This is a genomic window from Bacteroidota bacterium (genome assembly GCA_016706865.1).
In the GTDB taxonomy this organism is placed as follows: Bacteria; Bacteroidota; Bacteroidia; order Chitinophagales; family BACL12; genus UBA7236.
Genome location: JADJIS010000003.1, coordinates 1579576 through 1595472, shown reverse-complemented (window position 1 = coordinate 1595472; position 15897 = coordinate 1579576). Strand labels below are relative to the sequence as shown.

Annotated in this window: 22 protein-coding genes; 3 read left to right on the top strand and 19 right to left on the bottom strand. The window is 34.5% G+C overall.

The features are described from left to right. Positions 1 to 188 precede the first annotated feature (188 nt). Both IPI31_16335 and IPI31_16330 read left to right on the top strand, forming a co-directional pair. Positions 189 to 455, top strand: coding sequence for a DNA-binding protein (locus IPI31_16335; protein MBK7569390.1), 267 nt, complete (start codon positions 189 to 191; stop codon positions 453 to 455). 139 nt (positions 456 to 594) lie between these two features. Further along, positions 595 to 2220 (top strand): TonB family protein, encoded by a 1626-nt coding sequence (locus tag IPI31_16330; GenBank protein ID MBK7569389.1) that lies wholly within the window; start codon positions 595 to 597, stop codon positions 2218 to 2220. 57 nt (positions 2221 to 2277) lie between these two features. Here the strand turns inward: IPI31_16330 and IPI31_16325 are convergent, their stop codons facing one another. From IPI31_16325 to IPI31_16260, 14 genes are all read right to left on the bottom strand, one after another. Further along, the gene (locus IPI31_16325; GenBank protein MBK7569388.1) at positions 2278 to 2715 is read right to left on the bottom strand and encodes a rhodanese-like domain-containing protein; all 438 of its coding nucleotides are present in this window, start codon (positions 2713 to 2715) and stop codon (positions 2278 to 2280) included. 8 nt (positions 2716 to 2723) lie between these two features. Beyond that, positions 2724 to 3026 carry a thioredoxin gene (gene trxA / locus IPI31_16320; protein ID MBK7569387.1) on the bottom strand — a complete coding sequence of 101 codons (303 nt, stop codon included), beginning with the start codon at positions 3024 to 3026 and terminating at the stop codon, positions 2724 to 2726. Then, positions 3023 to 3481, bottom strand: a complete 459-nt coding sequence (locus IPI31_16315; GenBank protein MBK7569386.1) for an OsmC family protein — start codon at positions 3479 to 3481, stop codon at positions 3023 to 3025. Before IPI31_16315 ends, trxA begins: the two co-directional genes overlap by 4 nt. Positions 3482 to 3483: 2 nt before the next feature. Continuing rightward, a complete protein-coding gene (locus IPI31_16310) occupies positions 3484 to 3738 on the bottom strand; it encodes a hypothetical protein (protein MBK7569385.1) in 255 nt (84 codons plus the stop codon). 3 nt (positions 3739 to 3741) lie between these two features. Further along, positions 3742 to 4209 (bottom strand): DNA starvation/stationary phase protection protein, encoded by a 468-nt coding sequence (locus tag IPI31_16305; GenBank protein MBK7569384.1) that lies wholly within the window; start codon positions 4207 to 4209, stop codon positions 3742 to 3744. A 47-nt stretch (positions 4210 to 4256) separates the two neighbouring features. Continuing rightward, entirely contained in the window at positions 4257 to 4493 is a 237-nt protein-coding gene (locus IPI31_16300) for a hypothetical protein (GenBank protein ID MBK7569383.1), read from the bottom strand. Positions 4494 to 4518: 25 nt separating this feature from the next. Then, positions 4519 to 4836 (bottom strand): rhodanese-like domain-containing protein, encoded by a 318-nt coding sequence (locus IPI31_16295; GenBank protein ID MBK7569382.1) that lies wholly within the window; start codon positions 4834 to 4836, stop codon positions 4519 to 4521. 19 nt (positions 4837 to 4855) lie between these two features. Continuing rightward, positions 4856 to 5551, bottom strand: coding sequence for a peroxiredoxin (locus tag IPI31_16290; GenBank protein ID MBK7569381.1), 696 nt, complete (start codon positions 5549 to 5551; stop codon positions 4856 to 4858). Between the two features lie 10 nt (positions 5552 to 5561). Further along, a complete protein-coding gene (locus IPI31_16285; GenBank protein ID MBK7569380.1) occupies positions 5562 to 5846 on the bottom strand; it encodes a rhodanese-like domain-containing protein in 285 nt (94 codons plus the stop codon). Between the two features lie 2 nt (positions 5847 to 5848). Further along, positions 5849 to 6052, bottom strand: a complete 204-nt coding sequence (locus IPI31_16280; GenBank protein MBK7569379.1) for a hypothetical protein — start codon at positions 6050 to 6052, stop codon at positions 5849 to 5851. Beyond that, entirely contained in the window at positions 6049 to 7404 is a 1356-nt protein-coding gene (locus tag IPI31_16275) for an MBL fold metallo-hydrolase (protein MBK7569378.1), read from the bottom strand. Before IPI31_16275 ends, IPI31_16280 begins: the two co-directional genes overlap by 4 nt. Positions 7405 to 7652: 248 nt before the next feature. Continuing rightward, on the bottom strand, positions 7653 to 7871 hold the full coding sequence (locus IPI31_16270; protein ID MBK7569377.1) for a DUF2892 domain-containing protein: 219 nt from the start codon (positions 7869 to 7871) through the stop codon (positions 7653 to 7655). A 189-nt stretch (positions 7872 to 8060) separates the two neighbouring features. Next, positions 8061 to 8234 (bottom strand): hypothetical protein, encoded by a 174-nt coding sequence (locus tag IPI31_16265; GenBank protein MBK7569376.1) that lies wholly within the window; start codon positions 8232 to 8234, stop codon positions 8061 to 8063. Positions 8235 to 8329: 95 nt separating this feature from the next. Beyond that, positions 8330 to 9817, bottom strand: coding sequence for a catalase (locus IPI31_16260; protein MBK7569375.1), 1488 nt, complete (start codon positions 9815 to 9817; stop codon positions 8330 to 8332). A gap of 95 nt (positions 9818 to 9912) precedes the next feature. On the opposite strand from IPI31_16260, the gene IPI31_16255 reads away from it, so the two are divergent. Further along, positions 9913 to 10848 carry a LysR family transcriptional regulator gene (locus tag IPI31_16255; protein MBK7569374.1) on the top strand — a complete coding sequence of 312 codons (936 nt, stop codon included), beginning with the start codon at positions 9913 to 9915 and terminating at the stop codon, positions 10846 to 10848. On the opposite strand, the gene IPI31_16250 is transcribed toward IPI31_16255, so the two are convergent. The 5 genes from IPI31_16250 to IPI31_16230 form a co-directional block, all read right to left on the bottom strand. Then, entirely contained in the window at positions 10845 to 11471 is a 627-nt protein-coding gene (locus tag IPI31_16250) for a Crp/Fnr family transcriptional regulator (protein MBK7569373.1), read from the bottom strand. The two genes, IPI31_16255 and IPI31_16250, sit on opposite strands and share 4 nt — an antisense overlap. Before the next feature lie 80 nt (positions 11472 to 11551). Then, positions 11552 to 11947, bottom strand: a complete 396-nt coding sequence (locus IPI31_16245; GenBank protein MBK7569372.1) for a hypothetical protein — start codon at positions 11945 to 11947, stop codon at positions 11552 to 11554. A 42-nt stretch (positions 11948 to 11989) separates the two neighbouring features. Next, positions 11990 to 12208 (bottom strand): hypothetical protein, encoded by a 219-nt coding sequence (locus tag IPI31_16240; protein ID MBK7569371.1) that lies wholly within the window; start codon positions 12206 to 12208, stop codon positions 11990 to 11992. Between the two features lie 198 nt (positions 12209 to 12406). Then, complete coding sequence (locus IPI31_16235; protein MBK7569370.1) at positions 12407 to 14704, bottom strand: glycosyltransferase; 2298 nt, start codon at positions 14702 to 14704, stop codon at positions 12407 to 12409. 103 nt (positions 14705 to 14807) lie between these two features. Then, the gene (locus IPI31_16230) at positions 14808 to 15848 is read right to left on the bottom strand and encodes a pesticidal protein Cry7Aa (GenBank protein ID MBK7569369.1); all 1041 of its coding nucleotides are present in this window, start codon (positions 15846 to 15848) and stop codon (positions 14808 to 14810) included. Positions 15849 to 15897 lie beyond the last annotated feature (49 nt).

The following is a 15897-nucleotide window of genomic DNA, read 5'->3' as shown; positions in this document are numbered from 1 at the left end:
ATAATAATAATAATTTTTGAGCTTGAAACGGAAAAATGATAACTGTAAAACGCGCACCTGTGGGCTTCTGCCAAAAAGTGCAGAAATGTGCAAAAAAAAAGTTACGAAAATATTTGGTAAACTGGTAAATGTTGGCTAAAATCGTAGCGTCTTACCTAAATGCATTGTTTAACTAAAATACTACAACTATGGTGATTACATTTGAGGAATTACGGCACATCAAGGATACACTGCCACATGGCAGTATGGAGCGTATAGCGCAGGAACTCCATCTTGAAGTGGATGCAGTGAGAAACTACTTTGGCGCTGAACATTTTGAAGCTCCCGGTAAAATAGCCGATGTGCATTTTGAAAAGGGAGCAAGTGGAGGCGTAGTACGCCTGGAAGACACAGCTATTCTGGATTGTGCCATGCGTATTTTGGAGGAGTCGAAACACGAACAGGCACTTAATTGATTCTTTTCATACTTGAATAACAAGCCCTGTTCGGTTAACAAACTGACAGGGCTTTGTTCTTGTATATGGAATGCGGTTAATTTTTCGTTTAAGTATGGAAATTCCGGTTTTCGGGAATCTTCTGTGTAAATACCACTTTATGCGACCCATACTTTTTACCTCTCTCGTTTTCTTCTTTTTTTGGGGATGTTCTAATTCTGTTGAGAACAATAAAACCCAAATTCAGACAGAATCAATTCCGGCACTTGCGGTTGAAATTCCACTACAAGAAATAGAGGATACAATAAAAGATAATAACAAAAATTCTATTGTCCCCGAGCATGTTCGTTTTGAAGAATATGATCCAATTCCAAGAGAGAGGTATGAAGATGTTCCAGCGCCACTGGATGAAAAATTTACTGGCCTCGAACAAATCTATCATACTTTCGAAAAAAAACCTGAATTATTTGAATTCGATTGCAATACTTCAGCCGAAATAGTAGCTCAAGAGGGAACGAGAATTCTTATTCCTGAAAATGCATTTGTTTATGCATATTCTGGATTACCCGCAAGTGGGCAAATAGATTTTCGGGTAACGGAGTATTATAAAATGGAGGATATTTTATTATCTAAATTAAGTTGTAATACTCCTGAGGCGTTATTAGAATCGGGAGGCATGTTATACCTGGAAGCATACTCAGGTAGTTTACCATGCCAGGTTGCTCCGGGTAAAAAATTAGCGATTGAATTTGTTGGAAATACTGCTTCTGATAATATGTCGGTATTTGATGGAAAGGTTGATGCCGACGGAGATATTATTTGGGATCTACAATATTCCAATTTCCCCGACCCGGTTATTTATATTAGGAATAATACTATTTATTATGGAGATCCTACAAATACGCTATATACTGCATGCGATAAAATGCCTGAATTTGATGGAGGAAATATTGATATGCGTATTTGGGTGAATTCACAGCTTAAATATCCGCAGGAAGCTATGGATGCAAAAGTTGAGGGACAGATATATGCATCTTTTATTGTTACGGATTCAGGAACAATAAGGAACATTCAAATAGAAAAACGATTAGGTTATGGATGTGATGAAAAAGTGATAGAAATGCTCAATAAAATGCCGAATTGGAAACCAGGTTTTGAAAATGATATAGCGGTTGATGTAAAAATTGTAATGCCTATAGTATTCACACTTGACGACGGCGATTTTTTATTTGGCGTGAATGCAAATGATATGCCTAAACAAAAATCTGAATTCAGAGATGACTTAGATGACGACGATTGGTTTAATGGTGCTTTTTACAACGGCAAAACTACTATTGTAGCAAATACGACTATGATTGAAAAGTTAGGTTTACCTACAGATACATTCTCGCAAATTTCCAATGCAACAACAATATCAAATGCATTAATGTATTCGATCAAAATAGGTTGGATCAATTGTGATAGATTTATAAAGATAGAAGAACCGAAAACCAATTATACTGTTGCGTTAGGCAATGATGAAGATGTTGATCTCACTTTAGTTTTTGATAATTACAATTCTGTAATGAGAGGAAAACGTAGTAATGGATTAATGCAGTTCAAAAATGTATTAATAAATGAACCAATTACCTTATTTGGGATTAAAAATATTGATGGGCAGTTTTATTATTGTTATAAAAAATCCACAACTACCGACGCAAAAGAAAAAGGTTTGGAATTTATTCCTGCAACAAAAGAAGAATTAAAAGCCATTGCTGCAACATTAAATAAACCGGTAGATATTTAAAATTAAAACCTCTTTATCAAGCACAATATTAAATTGTAAATTGATAAAGAGGTTTTTTTATTTAACTACAGGGAGATTATCAGCCTGCCATTGTTTTATACCACCTGCCAGTTCATACACTTCAGTAAATCCATCAGAACGCATTTTATCTGCTGCAGCTCCACTTCGTTTTCCACTTAAACAATATACATAAACAGGTTTAGATTTATCCAAAGTTGAAATCTGTGTAGCAAAACTATTTCCATTCCAATCTATATTGACCGCATTTTGTAAATGACCTTGCGAATACTCCTCTGGAGTTCTCACATCAATTAATGGTGCTGTGGGTTCTGACTTTATTTTGGCTTCAAATTCGGAAGTGGACAGATCTGTTTTAATAGTTTGAATTGCAGATTCCGGTGTAGTTTTTTCCTGAGTTTCTGTTACCTGACTATTAGTGCAGCCAACAAAAACGAAAACAAAAAGAGATAAAAAAATAATACTGTAATTTTTCATTTTAGATTTCAATTTGAATATTGTTTTATAATTTGTTCCAAAGTGTGGGCAGATAAAACTCCTGATTGTCTCCATTTGATCTCGCCATTTTTAAAAAGAATAAGTGTAGGTACACCCTGAATTCTATAGGTATTGGAAACCTGCGGGTTTTTATCCACATCTATTTTTATGATCTTTGCCTTATCTCCGATTTTCGATTTTAATTCCTCAAGAATGGGTTTCATCATTTTGCAGGGTCCGCACCATTCTGCAGAAAAATCCACGAGAACCGGAGTGTCGCTTTTAATAAGTTCTAAAAATGAATCTGTCATTGTTTTACTATTATTTTAGTTACAAGTGTTACTTTCGATTTAATGGAATTGGAGATCAAACACGCTGCTTCCGATTTTTGAATCACTCTCTCGGCTTTCTCACGGTCAATTTCATTGTGTATTGTTACAGTGGGTTCGAGAATAATTTCACTCATGATGAATTTTCCCTCCACCTGTTCCAATTTGCCTTTGGCATTGCAATTAAAGTTCAGGAATTCCAATTTTGAATTTTCAGCGATCGCTAAAAAAGTGGTCATTAAACAAGAGCTCACAGACGCAGTAAATAAATGTTCCGGCGACCAAATACCTGGCATTCCTTTTGGAAATTCAGGAGGTGTGGCAACCTCAATACAGCTGTTTATATTTCCGTTTGATAAATTCAGCTCCGGTGAACACATCATTCCTTTGCGGTCTTTATTCCAATTAATTTCTACGTTATAATAATGCGGTTCCATAATTATTTTGATTTAATTTCTTCGTAAATAATATCTTTTAATTCCGGTTTATTTTCATCGGGGTTGGTTTCCGATATTTTGTTATAACAATTACCTGCGGCACAACCAAAAGCAAAGAGCCCCATCGAAAAGAAGTATCCGCCAAATGCTATACTTATCCAATCCAGTGAGGGAATTGCGGTAAATAAAATAATTCCTCCTAATACAAGAAAAAGTATCCTTTGAAAATTCCAACCGGTTAATATTCTTTCTTTCATATTTTATTTATTGAGGTAAGCGGAATACATCCACACCATTTTTTCCTGTTCGCGGATATAATCACTCATCAGTGCATTTGTTCCTTCGTCGCCTGCATCGGCTGCCAACGCTAGTATGATACGTTGTTTTACAATTAAGATCTCAAAGGCTTTTAAAATACTTTTAACACCTTCCTTTCCATCAGATACATCTTTTAATCCTGCAATTTGGGCAGTTTTTTTATAATCTTCAAATGTGTGAAGCGGAACTGCACCTAGAGTAAGAATACGTTCTGCAACCTCATCCACTTTTAACAATAAATTTGTATACAATTCCTCAAATTTGACATGCAATTCGAAAAATTTTTCACCCTTTATATTCCAGTGTAAACCTCTGGTATTTTGATAAAATACCATGTAATCCGCTAAAAGTTCATTGAGTTTTCCGGCAAGAGATTTACTTTTTGTTTTATTTAATCCGATAGAATTCATATTAATAATTTTTTAGGCATTAAAATGTAATATATAAATAATAAGGATTATTGGTTACTAAAAGTTTCATAAGATCTAACCATCAAAACAATAATTAACCATAACCATGGCAGTCCATGTAAACATACATCAAACCAATCCATTGGTTGCATACCATTTGCTCCGCCTGCTATCCATCGAATTTTACCCCAAATATGTGGTTCTGGGAAAAAAGGAGCCAAACCCAGGGTTAAACTAAGTAATAACGGAATTTTTAAATCTTTAAGAAAAGGATGTTCAGTCATTTTTTATAATTCACTGCTTCTATCATTAAGATATTTTATTTCGCAAACTCGTCCAGCTTCCACCATTATAAACCTGCGTATAACCCTTTGATCTCAGAATGCTTTTAGCAGACGCGCTTCGCATTCCTGATGCACAACAAGTAATAATTGGTTTATTCTTATCCTTTAATTTATTTAGGTTATTTCCTAATTGCTCAACCGCAATATTCATAGACCCTCTGATATGTCCGCTGCCATATTCACCCTTGCTTCTAACATCTAAAATTATGGCACCTTCTTTAATAAGCTCGGCATAGTTCACGGAGGGACCTATACCGAACATCTTTTTGATTGTTTCAAACATTCTGTAATTTTTATTTAGTTTAATTTTCAATTAATTCCATCGATAGTGGTTTTGTGCAAAAAAACCAATCGTGACAAGTCATTCCGTTTTTCGATTCCATACGTTCCTTAGCAACTCCGCAAGATCCTGCAGGTGGAACAATTACATCATCTCCCGGCATCCAGTCAGCAGGTGTTGCAATGCTGTATTTATCGGCAGTTTGCATAGCGATGAGTGCTCTTTTTAATTCGTCGAAATTTCTGCCTAATGAAAGAGGGTAATAAATAATTGCACGAATCATTCCCTTGGGGTCGATAAAAAATACCGCTCTCACTGCTTTGGTCGAACTTTCACCCGGTTGAATCATGCCATATTTTTTTGCAACATTCATGGTAATATCCTCAATTAATGGAAATGTTACTTCCATATTTTTCATGCCCTTATATTCTATCTTTTCTTTAATAGTTCTCAACCATGCAATATGGCTGTATAGTCCGTCAATGGACAATCCAACTAATTGACAATTAAGGGCATTAAATTCAGGTTCTCTTTTTGCGAAAGTCATAAACTCTGATGTGCAAACCGGTGTAAAATCGGCGGGGTGACTAAATAGAATTACCCATTTCCCTTCATAGTCGCCAGGGAAATTAATTTCACCCTGTGTGGTTATCGCTTTAAATTCAGGAGCTTTATCTCCAATTCGTGGCATTGCCACTACTTGATCAATAGTATCCATATTATAACATTTATATTGTTTGTGAATAATAATAATTTACATCTAACCATGATCCACCATTAAAACATTCAATACCTAATTGTTCCAGGTATTTTTGTGCTTGTCCGCTTCTGTTTCCGGAAGCACAACATAATACCAGAGGTGTTTTTAACATTTTTAATTCATTAGCGCGCATCGGAATTTCCTGTAATGGTATATTAATGGAGCCAGGTACCTTTCCTCCCATAAATTCTGCCGGTGTACGCACATCAATAATGGTGGCTGTTTTTTCTTTGATCATTTTTTCAATAGTCATATTTATTGTGTTTTTGTTGTTTGTTTTTTGAATAAACTAAATATTAATCCACCCATCACAGCACCGTATAAAATGCTGTTGGTCGGGTTTGATGTAATAGAACATGTTCCACTATTACATCCAATAAAATGGTAATAGAGATACCCTGATAATGCACCAACCATAATTCCGGCAATAGTTAATATGTTTTTCTTTATGAGATTCATTGTTGAAATTGTTTTACTGCTTCACTCAGGTCAAATATGGTAGCGTGCCCATTTAATTTATTTTTTAAAATACTGCTTCCGGCTGCGCTGCGATATCCTCCTGCACAATGCACAACTATTGGTTTATTCAGTGGTATTTCATCAAAACGTTCGCGGAGTTCATATAAGGGGATGTTGATGGAATTTTGAAATGGTCTTTGAATTTTAAATTCTGAAGGATTCCGTATATCAACTATGGTAAATGCATCCGGATGTGATTTTAATTTCTCACTTTCAAAAACAGGCATTTGTAAATCACCATATTCAGAAATGAACGCAAGTTCAATATTTTTCTCATAACCTATCTTTGCAATTCGCGCTTTTAATTCGTTTAGTTCGGTCTCATTGTCAGACATCAGATAAAATTTCTCATCGGGTCCAATTATACTACCTAACCATGTTTCGAATTTGGTATCGTTTGGAAGATTTATTGCATTTTTCAGGTATGCTTTTTTGAATTTTTCCTGCGGTCTTGTGTCAATAATTATAATATCGTTATCTAATGATTTAGCGCAATTCATGCAAGTTACCGGTTCTCTTACCGGTATATTCATTATACTTTTGGCAAAAGAATCTGCGCCTTTTTTATTTAATCCAACTTCATAAGTAAAATATTTCGGAATGAATGGTTGATCAGCGAGTAATTCTTTTATAAATTCTTCTTCTGAGAGATGTTTTAAACTCCAGTTACTTAATTTCTCTTCTCCTATAGTACTTGTTTTTTGATCACTTAATCCTTTTCCGCATAAACTTCCCGCACCGTGCGCAGGGTAAACTAACACGTCATTGGGAAGTGGCATTAATTTTTTGCGAAGTGAATGATACATTTGTTTTGCAAGTTCAGAACGTGTTGCAGTAATTGCGCCTGCATTTTCTCTGAGATCGGGTCTTCCGCAATCTCCAATAAATAAAGTATCCCCGGTGAACACTGCTTGTGCCTTCCCTTCGGCATCTCTTGCAATTATACTAATACTATCAGGTGAATGACCCGGAGTATTTAATGCTGTTAAGGTAATTGCTCCCAACACAATAGTATCATCTTCATCGAATGTTTGATGAGGATATTCTGCACCTGTTAATACACTAGTATAAATGGTAGCACCGGTAGTTTTATGGATTTCCAGATGGCTGCTTACAAAATCGGCATGTGGATGCGTTTCAATTACGGTTGTGATTTTTGCATCATGTTGTTTTGCCAATTCATAATAGGGTTGTGGATCGCGTGCAGGGTCAATTAATGCAATTTCTTTTCCACTGATAATTGCATAAGAAAAATGCGCCAGATTTTTATCTTCAAATTGTTTAATTTCCATTAATTGGTATTTTATTAAATTTAATAATGCAAAATTACCGCGCCTAATTTCGATTAACAGCTACATATGTTACACAACATATATTTTTATAATATAAACTTCTAAAAAGAATATTTTAAGTTTAAAACTCTGATAGTATGGTGCATGGGAAATTGCTACAAACAGAAAGGAAATATTATTTCTTTCAAAGTAACCCAAATGACATTTAAAAGAATATAACCTTAAATTTTATACAGCCAAAATTTGATTCAGACCGTTTTATTACTTTCTTTCTTATTGCTTGAAATGCCAAAAACCCGGTAAATTGGGCAGAATCCAACTATGCTTGTAAGAATAAATATGCCTGCAACTATTAAAAGAATGATTGCTGCAGTTCCTGATATTTGATCTGTGTAATATAGTATCACAACAGCTATTGCGAGAAGAATTCTGATGATCTTGTCGGCTGTACCCATATTTGCTTTCATATTTGTAATTTTAGTTATTAAATTAATTTACAGTACAAAAATGGTGCAATATCAACAGCCATACAGTGACTTATGTTACTTAAGGTAAAAAAGGCAGAAGAAAAATCTAAAATTGTACAGACTGCAAGATCCCTAAAATTCAGTTATTCAGGGATCTTTACAAAGATACAGGCATTAAGAACGACTTATTTACTGCCTGGCTTCCAGTTTTCGTTCTATTTGCTCCACTTTTTCCAGAATTTCTAACAGTTTTTCATATATTACTATCTCCGTCAGATTATTTTCAGTTAGTGCCGGCTGAACTTCTGTACGTAGTGTTTCTAACTTTTGTTCGAATTCCTTTTTTGCTTGACTACTTTTCATGTTTTTACTTATTAAGATTTAATAATTATAATTTACCATTATTGTAGATATGTAAAGGTGTATTTTAATATTATGAATGTCCTTACATATGCATATCAAATGGCGTGTGCCATTGCATTTTCGTCCACAACAATACCTAAACCATTTGCAACAGACATGCCTAACTGTATATCAGCACGAAAAAAGTGGCATAATTGGCGATTAATGATCTCATTTCTCTTTTCACCGGAAATACCGCTCATTGCATCTACGATATTTTGCACCAGATTTTTTCTATCCTGAACATTCATCGCTTTTCGATATAATAAGCCAGGTTGTGTATAGTGATCATCATCGTTTTGATTGCGATCGAACCAATCGGCAATATTGGAATCAAGTTCCATGGATGGTTCTTTGTATTTTTCATCTACTATAATATCATCAAAACTATTTGGGCGGTAATTTGGATTGGCTCCACCATTATCAGAAACCTGCATTTGTCCGTCGCGTTGGTAATTTGCAACAAGATATGGGCAACTATTTACCGGTATGTGTTCATAATTCACCCCTAAACGGTACCGCTGAGCATCGGGATATGATAAAATTCTGCCTTGAAGCATTTTATCCGGGGAAAATCCAATGCCATCTACAAGATGTGCAGGAGCAAAAGCAGCCTGTTCAACATCGCGGAAATAATTTTGAGGAATTTCATTTAATTCCATCTCCCCAACATCAATTAATGGAAATTCAACATGGCTCCAAACTTTAGTGACATCGAAGGGATTGAACTTAAAATCTTTAGCCTGTTCATTTGTCATGATCTGAATTTTCAGCGTCCATTTAGGAAAATCTTTTCTTTCAATTGCCTCTACCAGATCGCGTTGTGCATGGTCGGGATCTACACCGCGCATAGCACTTGCATCCGAGCCCATAAAATTTTTAATTCCCTGTTGCGTGATAAAATGAAACTTAACCCACACTTTTTCATTAGCATTATTAATTAATGAATAAGTATGGCTGCCAAATCCATGCATATTTCTGTAAGAAAAAGGTGTACCTCTGTCACTCATCAAAATCATTACCTGGTGGAGACTTTCAGGATTTAAACTCCAAAAATCCCACATCATTGTGGGGCTTTTGCAATTTGTTTTAGGATCGCGTTTTTGTGTGTGAATAAAATGGGAGAATTTCTTGGGATCTTTTATAAAGAATACAGGAGTGTTATTACCTACAAGATCCCAGTTTCCATCCTCTGTATAAAATTTCATAGCAAATCCTCGTGGATCCCTTTCCGTATCTGCGCTTCCCTTTTCGCCTCCTACTGTGCTAAAACGAATGAACATTTTAGTCTTTTTGCCAATTTCTGAAAAAATTTTTGCTTTTGTAAATGCTGTAATATCATGTGTAACTTTAAATGTGCCAAAGGCTCCCGTTCCTTTTGCATGCACTACTCTTTCAGGGATGCGTTCCCGGTTGAAATGGGCCATGTCTTCATGTAAAAAATAGTCATGTAACAGGATAGGACCACGTGCACCTATTGTCATCGAATTTTCAAATTCAACAAAGGGTCTGCCGCTTGCTGTAGTTAATTTTTTATCTTTCATATTGTTAATATTTTGTAATCACACTAAAGGTAAACATAATTAAACTATAAATATTATTGATATTATTTATATTTGCATAGATAAAATCTATAGTAATGAACCTACAACAATTGGACTACATTATTGCAGTTGATACATATCGTCACTTTTTAAATGCTTCTGAAAAATGTTTTGTTACTCAGGCAACCCTGAGTATGATGATTCGCAAATTAGAGGATGAATTAGGAGTTAAAATATTTGACAGGAGTAAACTTCCGGTAAAACCGACTGAGATAGGGGTAAAGATCATTGCGCAGGCAAGGCGTGTTGTTGCTGAAGCCGGTCGAATCCAGGAAATTATTATAGAAGAAAGCGGAGAAGTTACCGGGGAGTTAAAGATTGGCATTATCCCAACGCTTGCGCCTTACTTGTTACCAATCTTTCTAAGGGAGTTTCAAAGCAATTATCCGGATGTAAAATTGGTAATAAGTGAACATACCACCGATAATATTACTCAAAGGTTAAAGTCCGGACAAATTGACGTTGGCATTTTAGCAACGCCATTAAATGATCAATCGATCAAAGAGCAGGTTTTATTTTATGAAAAGTATTTTTTGTATGTAAATGCGAAAGAAACGGGTTTTAACAAACAATATGTTTTACCGGCGAATATTGATATAAATCGATTATGGTTATTAGAGGAAGGGCATTGTATGCGTTCGCAGATACTTAACTTTTGTGAATTGAAAAAACAACATGAGGTAACTGAAAAATTGCATTATGAGGCCGGAAGTATTGAAACACTAAAAAATCTTGTCGAAAAAAATTTCGGTGTTACTATTATTCCGGAGCTTGCAACGTTCAATCTCACAAAAACACAACAAAAACGTTTGCGGTATTTCAAACCTCCATTTCCGGTGAGGGAAATAAGTTTGGTAACACATAGGGAATACATTAAATTCCGTTTGATAGAAGTTTTGAAAGAAACTATTTTAACCGTTATCCCCGAAGGAATGAAAAAACAGCATAAAATGAATGTACTGGAAATTTAGGTTTTTAATAAACTTATTTTATTTCTTCCGAGTTTTACCATGCCTTGATCTTCCATTTGTTTTAACAGTCTTGAAACTACAACTCTGGCTGTGCCTAATTCATTAGCAAGTTGCTCATGTGTTACATATATGGTATGGCTATTGGTAAGTTCGTATTTCTTTTTGATGTAATCATAAAGTCGTTCATCCATCTTTTTAAATGCAACGGCATTCACAACTTCCAAAAGTTCTTCAAATCGCTTATGGTATAATCGAAAAATGTAATCCAACCATTCGGGATATTCTTTAATGAGTAAACTCACTTTTTCAACCGGAATAAATAAGATCTCCGTATCTTCTTCTGCTATTGCAACTACTTTGCTGGTATCTTCGTGAATACCTCCTAAAAATGACATGATACAACTTTCTCCGGCTGTAATATAATACAACAAAATAGCTCTTCCCTCTTCATCATGACGCATAACACGAACACTTCCACTCGTAACAATTGGAATTGCCTTTATATATGCATTTTCATTTAAAATAATATCTCCTTCCTGAAATACCTTAGAGAAACCATAGGATAAAAGCACTTCTTTCATTGGTCCGGTGTAGCTCAACTCCGGAAATTTGTTTTCCTGCATTTGCAAATTTACAAATTGTTAGCATTACATTACCTGCGGTAATATTCAAGAATATTGGCGATTTTATTAATTCAGGGGAATTAACTATCCATTTTAGAGGTGTTAAAATGATCCTTAATAAATGCTTCCATTTGGTTATCTGTCATTTTTTCAGAGGGTTTAATTTCAATTTTGATCTTATCATAACGATGGTCCTCTTTTAATATATTTAACAATTCGGATTTTGCATTGGTAGGCCCAAATAATAAAACTTCATCATATTGAAGAATATACTGACTTATTTTTTTGTAAAACTCCGCCTGTTTACCTTGCTCTTTATTATGCATGTGGGATTCGCCTTTTGATAAAACCTCCCCCCTTATCTGCGAGGTGAAGTCCGATTCTACAGTATCTACTTTTTTTACTTCGTCTGTAAATTCGAAAGTATGAGCACTTGCATTATCCATCCAAATGCCTGCTTTTTTTATTGTTGTCATTGTTAAAATATTTTAATTGTTTATTAAATAAAATTTATTCGTTCATTTCTTTTCTATTAATGAATATGATCCTTTCCTCGGATGCAAGTCTATAATGGTCTGTTTAACCTCCGAATTCTCACTAATTCCAGCTTTGTTGAGCAGAGCTGAAATATGTGAAATCGCTCTATTCGCACCTTCCTTTGGAGCATCAATTGCGCATGCTTTTCCTATTCTTGAAAGTCCTACGGTAATAAAGATCGATTTATTTTCAAATTCCATTTTATGATAGATTATTAATTTATATTGAAATTGGGACTTGGGTCAAAAAAGCACATTACAGTATTTATTGCATGAACGCCATCAATTATTGGTGCCGAATATGAAATATTAATACTGATTATTTCTATCCTGGTTCCTTGAATCTCTATAATAATGGGAACTGTTAACATGTCTATTTTTAATTAACTATAACTTATTTTATTTATATAATAGCTGATCCCTTCTTTTTAATGGTAAATTCTGACTTCCGTTAAAGTTCTTCACTTGTGAATGTAGCGTTGGTAATGTTGGGGTCTTTATGTTTTTTTCAACACTCAGCCTTGCCATCAGATAACTTAAGGTGGACTCCGCTCCTTGATTTAAATTAACATTGTTTTCTTCGAGTCCATCATAACAACCCCCTGTGCAAGGGTTATAAATAATACGATGTAAATGGTTGTCACCTAAAAACCAATTGAAACAAATTTCAATCTTGCGTTTATAATCGGTATCTCCAAATACATTATAAAAACTATTTAAGGCCAATATGGTGTATGCCACATCTATAGGTTGCTCCCCACCCTCGTTAATTTCCGGTATTTGACCTTTGTGCAACCAATATTTATTGGAAATTACCTTTAATTTATTTCCACTAAACATTTTAGAAAGTAAAAAATCAAAACTTGATTTTGCAATATCTTTAAAATGTTGCTCACCCGTTACCTGGGCAGCAAATAACATTGCTTCCGGCAAAATGCTATTGGCATAGGTTAGGTAACTTTCATACCACTGCCATTCTGTATTTCCTTCGTGTTTATACATTTGTTCCAATCTAACTGCAAATTGTTTTATCAGTGCAATATTAAATTCTGAAGGATGAGCTGTATTTTGAAAATATAACCCCTTTATTACGAAAGCCATTGCACGAGTAGAATATATTCCCTGAATTTTTAATAATGCATTATGCATCAGGATCTGAGCCTCATTAATTAAATTTTTTGGTAAGATCGAAGATAAAGAAATTAAATATCCTAAGGCCCAAATAGCTCTCCCATTTGCGTCTGCAAGATTGGTGCTGTTATTTTGAACTGTAAACTTGTTTTGTTTATCAATATAATTTAGAAAATATCCTTCCGATTGCAAACAATATTTAATGAAATTAAAATAAATTAAAATCATTGTCAGATCTTCTTCCTCTGCAGTTAATTCATAATGTTGGCAGATCGCAATTAATGCTCTTGCATTATCATCTAAGGTATAGCCGGAATCCATGTCCGGCTGATTAATTTTAGAGAATTGAATAATTCCGAAGCCCGTAGTGAGTTTTTTGATATGATCAAGATTTATAGGAGGAATTCTGTATTTTAATGCAATTTTGTTATCTGTTATTTTTTCAAAAACCCTGGCATGTGCTATTGCTGCATTTTCCCATGAGGTGGATGCTATTTTATGAAGGCCATTTGCGCTTATTTTGTTTCTCAACTGTTCGTCATTTATCAAACTGATTACAGCATTTGCAACCTGATCGGCATTTTCGAAATCAACAATAATTCCTGAGTCGTGTTGTAATATCTCTGTAGCATGCGGAATTCGAGTTGAAATAATTGGACATCCACAGCTAATTGCATATGAAAACGTTCCGCTTACCGCCTGATTGGGATCCTTAGAGGTAAATAAATATATATCCGTAAGTTGTAAATATTCCAGTAATTCAGAAAGAGGTAAAAATGCATTAATGAAAAGTACATGTTTTTGTATTCCCAATGTTTCAATTTTATCTTTTAACATCAGCCTGTATTTTTCCCCTTCTTGTTTTTCTACCGTAGGGTGCGTTTTGCCAATGATTAGAAATAGAACATTGTTGTTAACTTTTATAATTTCCGGTAATGCCGACAAGGTTGTTTCAATATTTTTACCTGAGCTTAACAATCCGAATGTAGATAAAACTATTTTTCCTGAAAGGTTATACTTGTTTTTCAGATCCGATTTATCAGAATGCGGAACCAGATGAGTTCCATGTGGTATAATGTTAATTTTCTCTTCCGATAATGCATAGTCATCAATAAGTATTCTTGCTGAGGAGTTTGTCATAACGATTATAGAATCAGCCCGATCTGATAAACCTTGAACATTTGTTTTCAGCAAGGAATTAGGATTGGGTAAAACGGTATGAAATACCAGGATAACTTTTTTATGGAGCAGACTTAAAAAATTGGAAAAATCGGAAACTGTTTTCTCAAAGAATCCAAATTCATGTTGTATCATTACAATTTGAATATCATCATCATTGTTTATCGCTTTTGCAAGGTTAACATAAACATTTTTTTGATCCGTATTTAATCGGTATTTAATTTCCTGATCGTATTGGTGGACTTCATTTTTAGATTCGAGTGGACATATGATAATTTTAAATGAACCTTTGAATTTATTCTCCAATGCTTTTATCAGATCCTGAGAATAAGTTGCAATACCACATTCCCTGGGTGGGTACGAAGTAATAAATAATATTCCAGGCAAATTATCGCCTGATGGAATTGATGAAGGTTCAGAGTAATCTTTCACCCCAAATCTGAAATTGGATCCTGAAATTGATTTGGTGGAATATTTGGCGACGTTTAATTTATTCATTTGAAGATTTATTTTGTAATAATTCTTTTAAAAGATCAGAAAGTTGAATAGATGCAATAGCAATTTGCTCGTCTGCAGCTCCGTAGTATATATATAAAGTATCATCGAATAAAGCTGTGCCGGTAGGAAAACAAACATTATTAACTGTTCCAATTTTCTCCCATGGAAATTCCGGAGAAAATAATGGATATGGTAATCGTGCAATTTCTTGTTGGGGATTTTCCAGATCCAATAGTGCTGCGCATGCAGAATATACGTATCCTTCTATTGTGTCATGAACTCCATGATAAATAAGTAACCAACCATGTTCAGTTTCAATAGGGGGACAGCCTCCACCTATATAACCTACTTCATGATCGAATTTTGGTGAAAGAACAATACACTTATCAATATGCATAAAATAGTTTTGCCAAAAATCTTGTGTAAGTTCGTTAAGGTCATGAACACAAACCATTTGTATATCCGGCCTGATGCGATGCAAAAAATGGAATTTCCCATCTATTTTTCGCGGAAAAAAAATTATATTTTTATCCCAGATAAAAATTTTCTTTCCATTTTTCTCTTTTATTTGTTCGTGTTCATTATAGCGCAGATATTTTTCATTAATTGCTCCTTTACATTCCGCTAATAATCGAAATTCATCGAAAGTAATTTGTGGGGAGAGAATACCTTTTCTTTCGAAATTTATCAGGTCTTCTGAGACAGCTAAAGCACCTAAGGCATTTATACCATCGTAGGCGGTATAGGTCAAATAATATAAACCGTCTATTTTAACTATCCTAGGATCTTCTATCCCCCTTGATTCATAATCGAATTTTGGAAATAATAGCGGAGTTTCAGATCTCTCCTCAATCGTAAGCGGACCTTTTAACTTGCAGTATCCAATAGTGGAATGATTTCCTTTGCTTACAGCCCGGTAAAAAATATGAACAAATTCGCCCTCGCGGATCGCGGCAGGATTAAATACGCCTTCATTTTCGAAACCTAAATTCGATTTTTTGATCAATATCCCTTCTTTTTTTACTGCTATCATTTTATTAATTATAAAAAAATATGACCAAAAAACAAATAATATGTATAAA

Bases quoted from the DNA above. Each gene is read 5' to 3' on its own strand.
- IPI31_16275 (MBK7569378.1), bottom strand. From the start codon at position 7,404: ATGGAAATTAAACAATTTGAAGATAAAAATCTGGCGCATTTTTCTTAT.
- IPI31_16310 (MBK7569385.1), bottom strand. From the start codon at position 3,738: ATGAAAGAAAGAATATTAACCGGTTGGAATTTTCAAAGGATACTTTTT.
- IPI31_16325 (MBK7569388.1), bottom strand. From the start codon at position 2,715: ATGAAAAATTACAGTATTATTTTTTTATCTCTTTTTGTTTTCGTTTTT.
- IPI31_16255 (MBK7569374.1), top strand. From the start codon at position 9,913: ATGAACCTACAACAATTGGACTACATTATTGCAGTTGATACATATCGT.
- trxA (MBK7569387.1), bottom strand. From the start codon at position 3,026: ATGACAGATTCATTTTTAGAACTTATTAAAAGCGACACTCCGGTTCTC.
- IPI31_16330 (MBK7569389.1), top strand. From the start codon at position 595: ATGCGACCCATACTTTTTACCTCTCTCGTTTTCTTCTTTTTTTGGGGA.
- IPI31_16265 (MBK7569376.1), bottom strand. From the start codon at position 8,234: ATGAAAAGTAGTCAAGCAAAAAAGGAATTCGAACAAAAGTTAGAAACA.
- IPI31_16250 (MBK7569373.1), bottom strand. From the start codon at position 11,471: ATGCAGGAAAACAAATTTCCGGAGTTGAGCTACACCGGACCAATGAAA.
- IPI31_16335 (MBK7569390.1), top strand. From the start codon at position 189: ATGGTGATTACATTTGAGGAATTACGGCACATCAAGGATACACTGCCA.
- IPI31_16240 (MBK7569371.1), bottom strand. From the start codon at position 12,208: ATGGAATTTGAAAATAAATCGATCTTTATTACCGTAGGACTTTCAAGA.
- IPI31_16280 (MBK7569379.1), bottom strand. From the start codon at position 6,052: ATGAATCTCATAAAGAAAAACATATTAACTATTGCCGGAATTATGGTT.
- IPI31_16290 (MBK7569381.1), bottom strand. From the start codon at position 5,551: ATGGATACTATTGATCAAGTAGTGGCAATGCCACGAATTGGAGATAAA.
- IPI31_16300 (MBK7569383.1), bottom strand. From the start codon at position 4,493: ATGACTGAACATCCTTTTCTTAAAGATTTAAAAATTCCGTTATTACTT.
- IPI31_16245 (MBK7569372.1), bottom strand. From the start codon at position 11,947: ATGACAACAATAAAAAAAGCAGGCATTTGGATGGATAATGCAAGTGCT.
- IPI31_16260 (MBK7569375.1), bottom strand. From the start codon at position 9,817: ATGAAAGATAAAAAATTAACTACAGCAAGCGGCAGACCCTTTGTTGAA.
- IPI31_16315 (MBK7569386.1), bottom strand. From the start codon at position 3,481: ATGGAACCGCATTATTATAACGTAGAAATTAATTGGAATAAAGACCGC.
- IPI31_16305 (MBK7569384.1), bottom strand. From the start codon at position 4,209: ATGAATTCTATCGGATTAAATAAAACAAAAAGTAAATCTCTTGCCGGA.
- IPI31_16285 (MBK7569380.1), bottom strand. From the start codon at position 5,846: ATGACTATTGAAAAAATGATCAAAGAAAAAACAGCCACCATTATTGAT.
- IPI31_16270 (MBK7569377.1), bottom strand. From the start codon at position 7,871: ATGAAAGCAAATATGGGTACAGCCGACAAGATCATCAGAATTCTTCTC.
- IPI31_16230 (MBK7569369.1), bottom strand. From the start codon at position 15,848: ATGATAGCAGTAAAAAAAGAAGGGATATTGATCAAAAAATCGAATTTA.
- IPI31_16295 (MBK7569382.1), bottom strand. From the start codon at position 4,836: ATGTTTGAAACAATCAAAAAGATGTTCGGTATAGGTCCCTCCGTGAAC.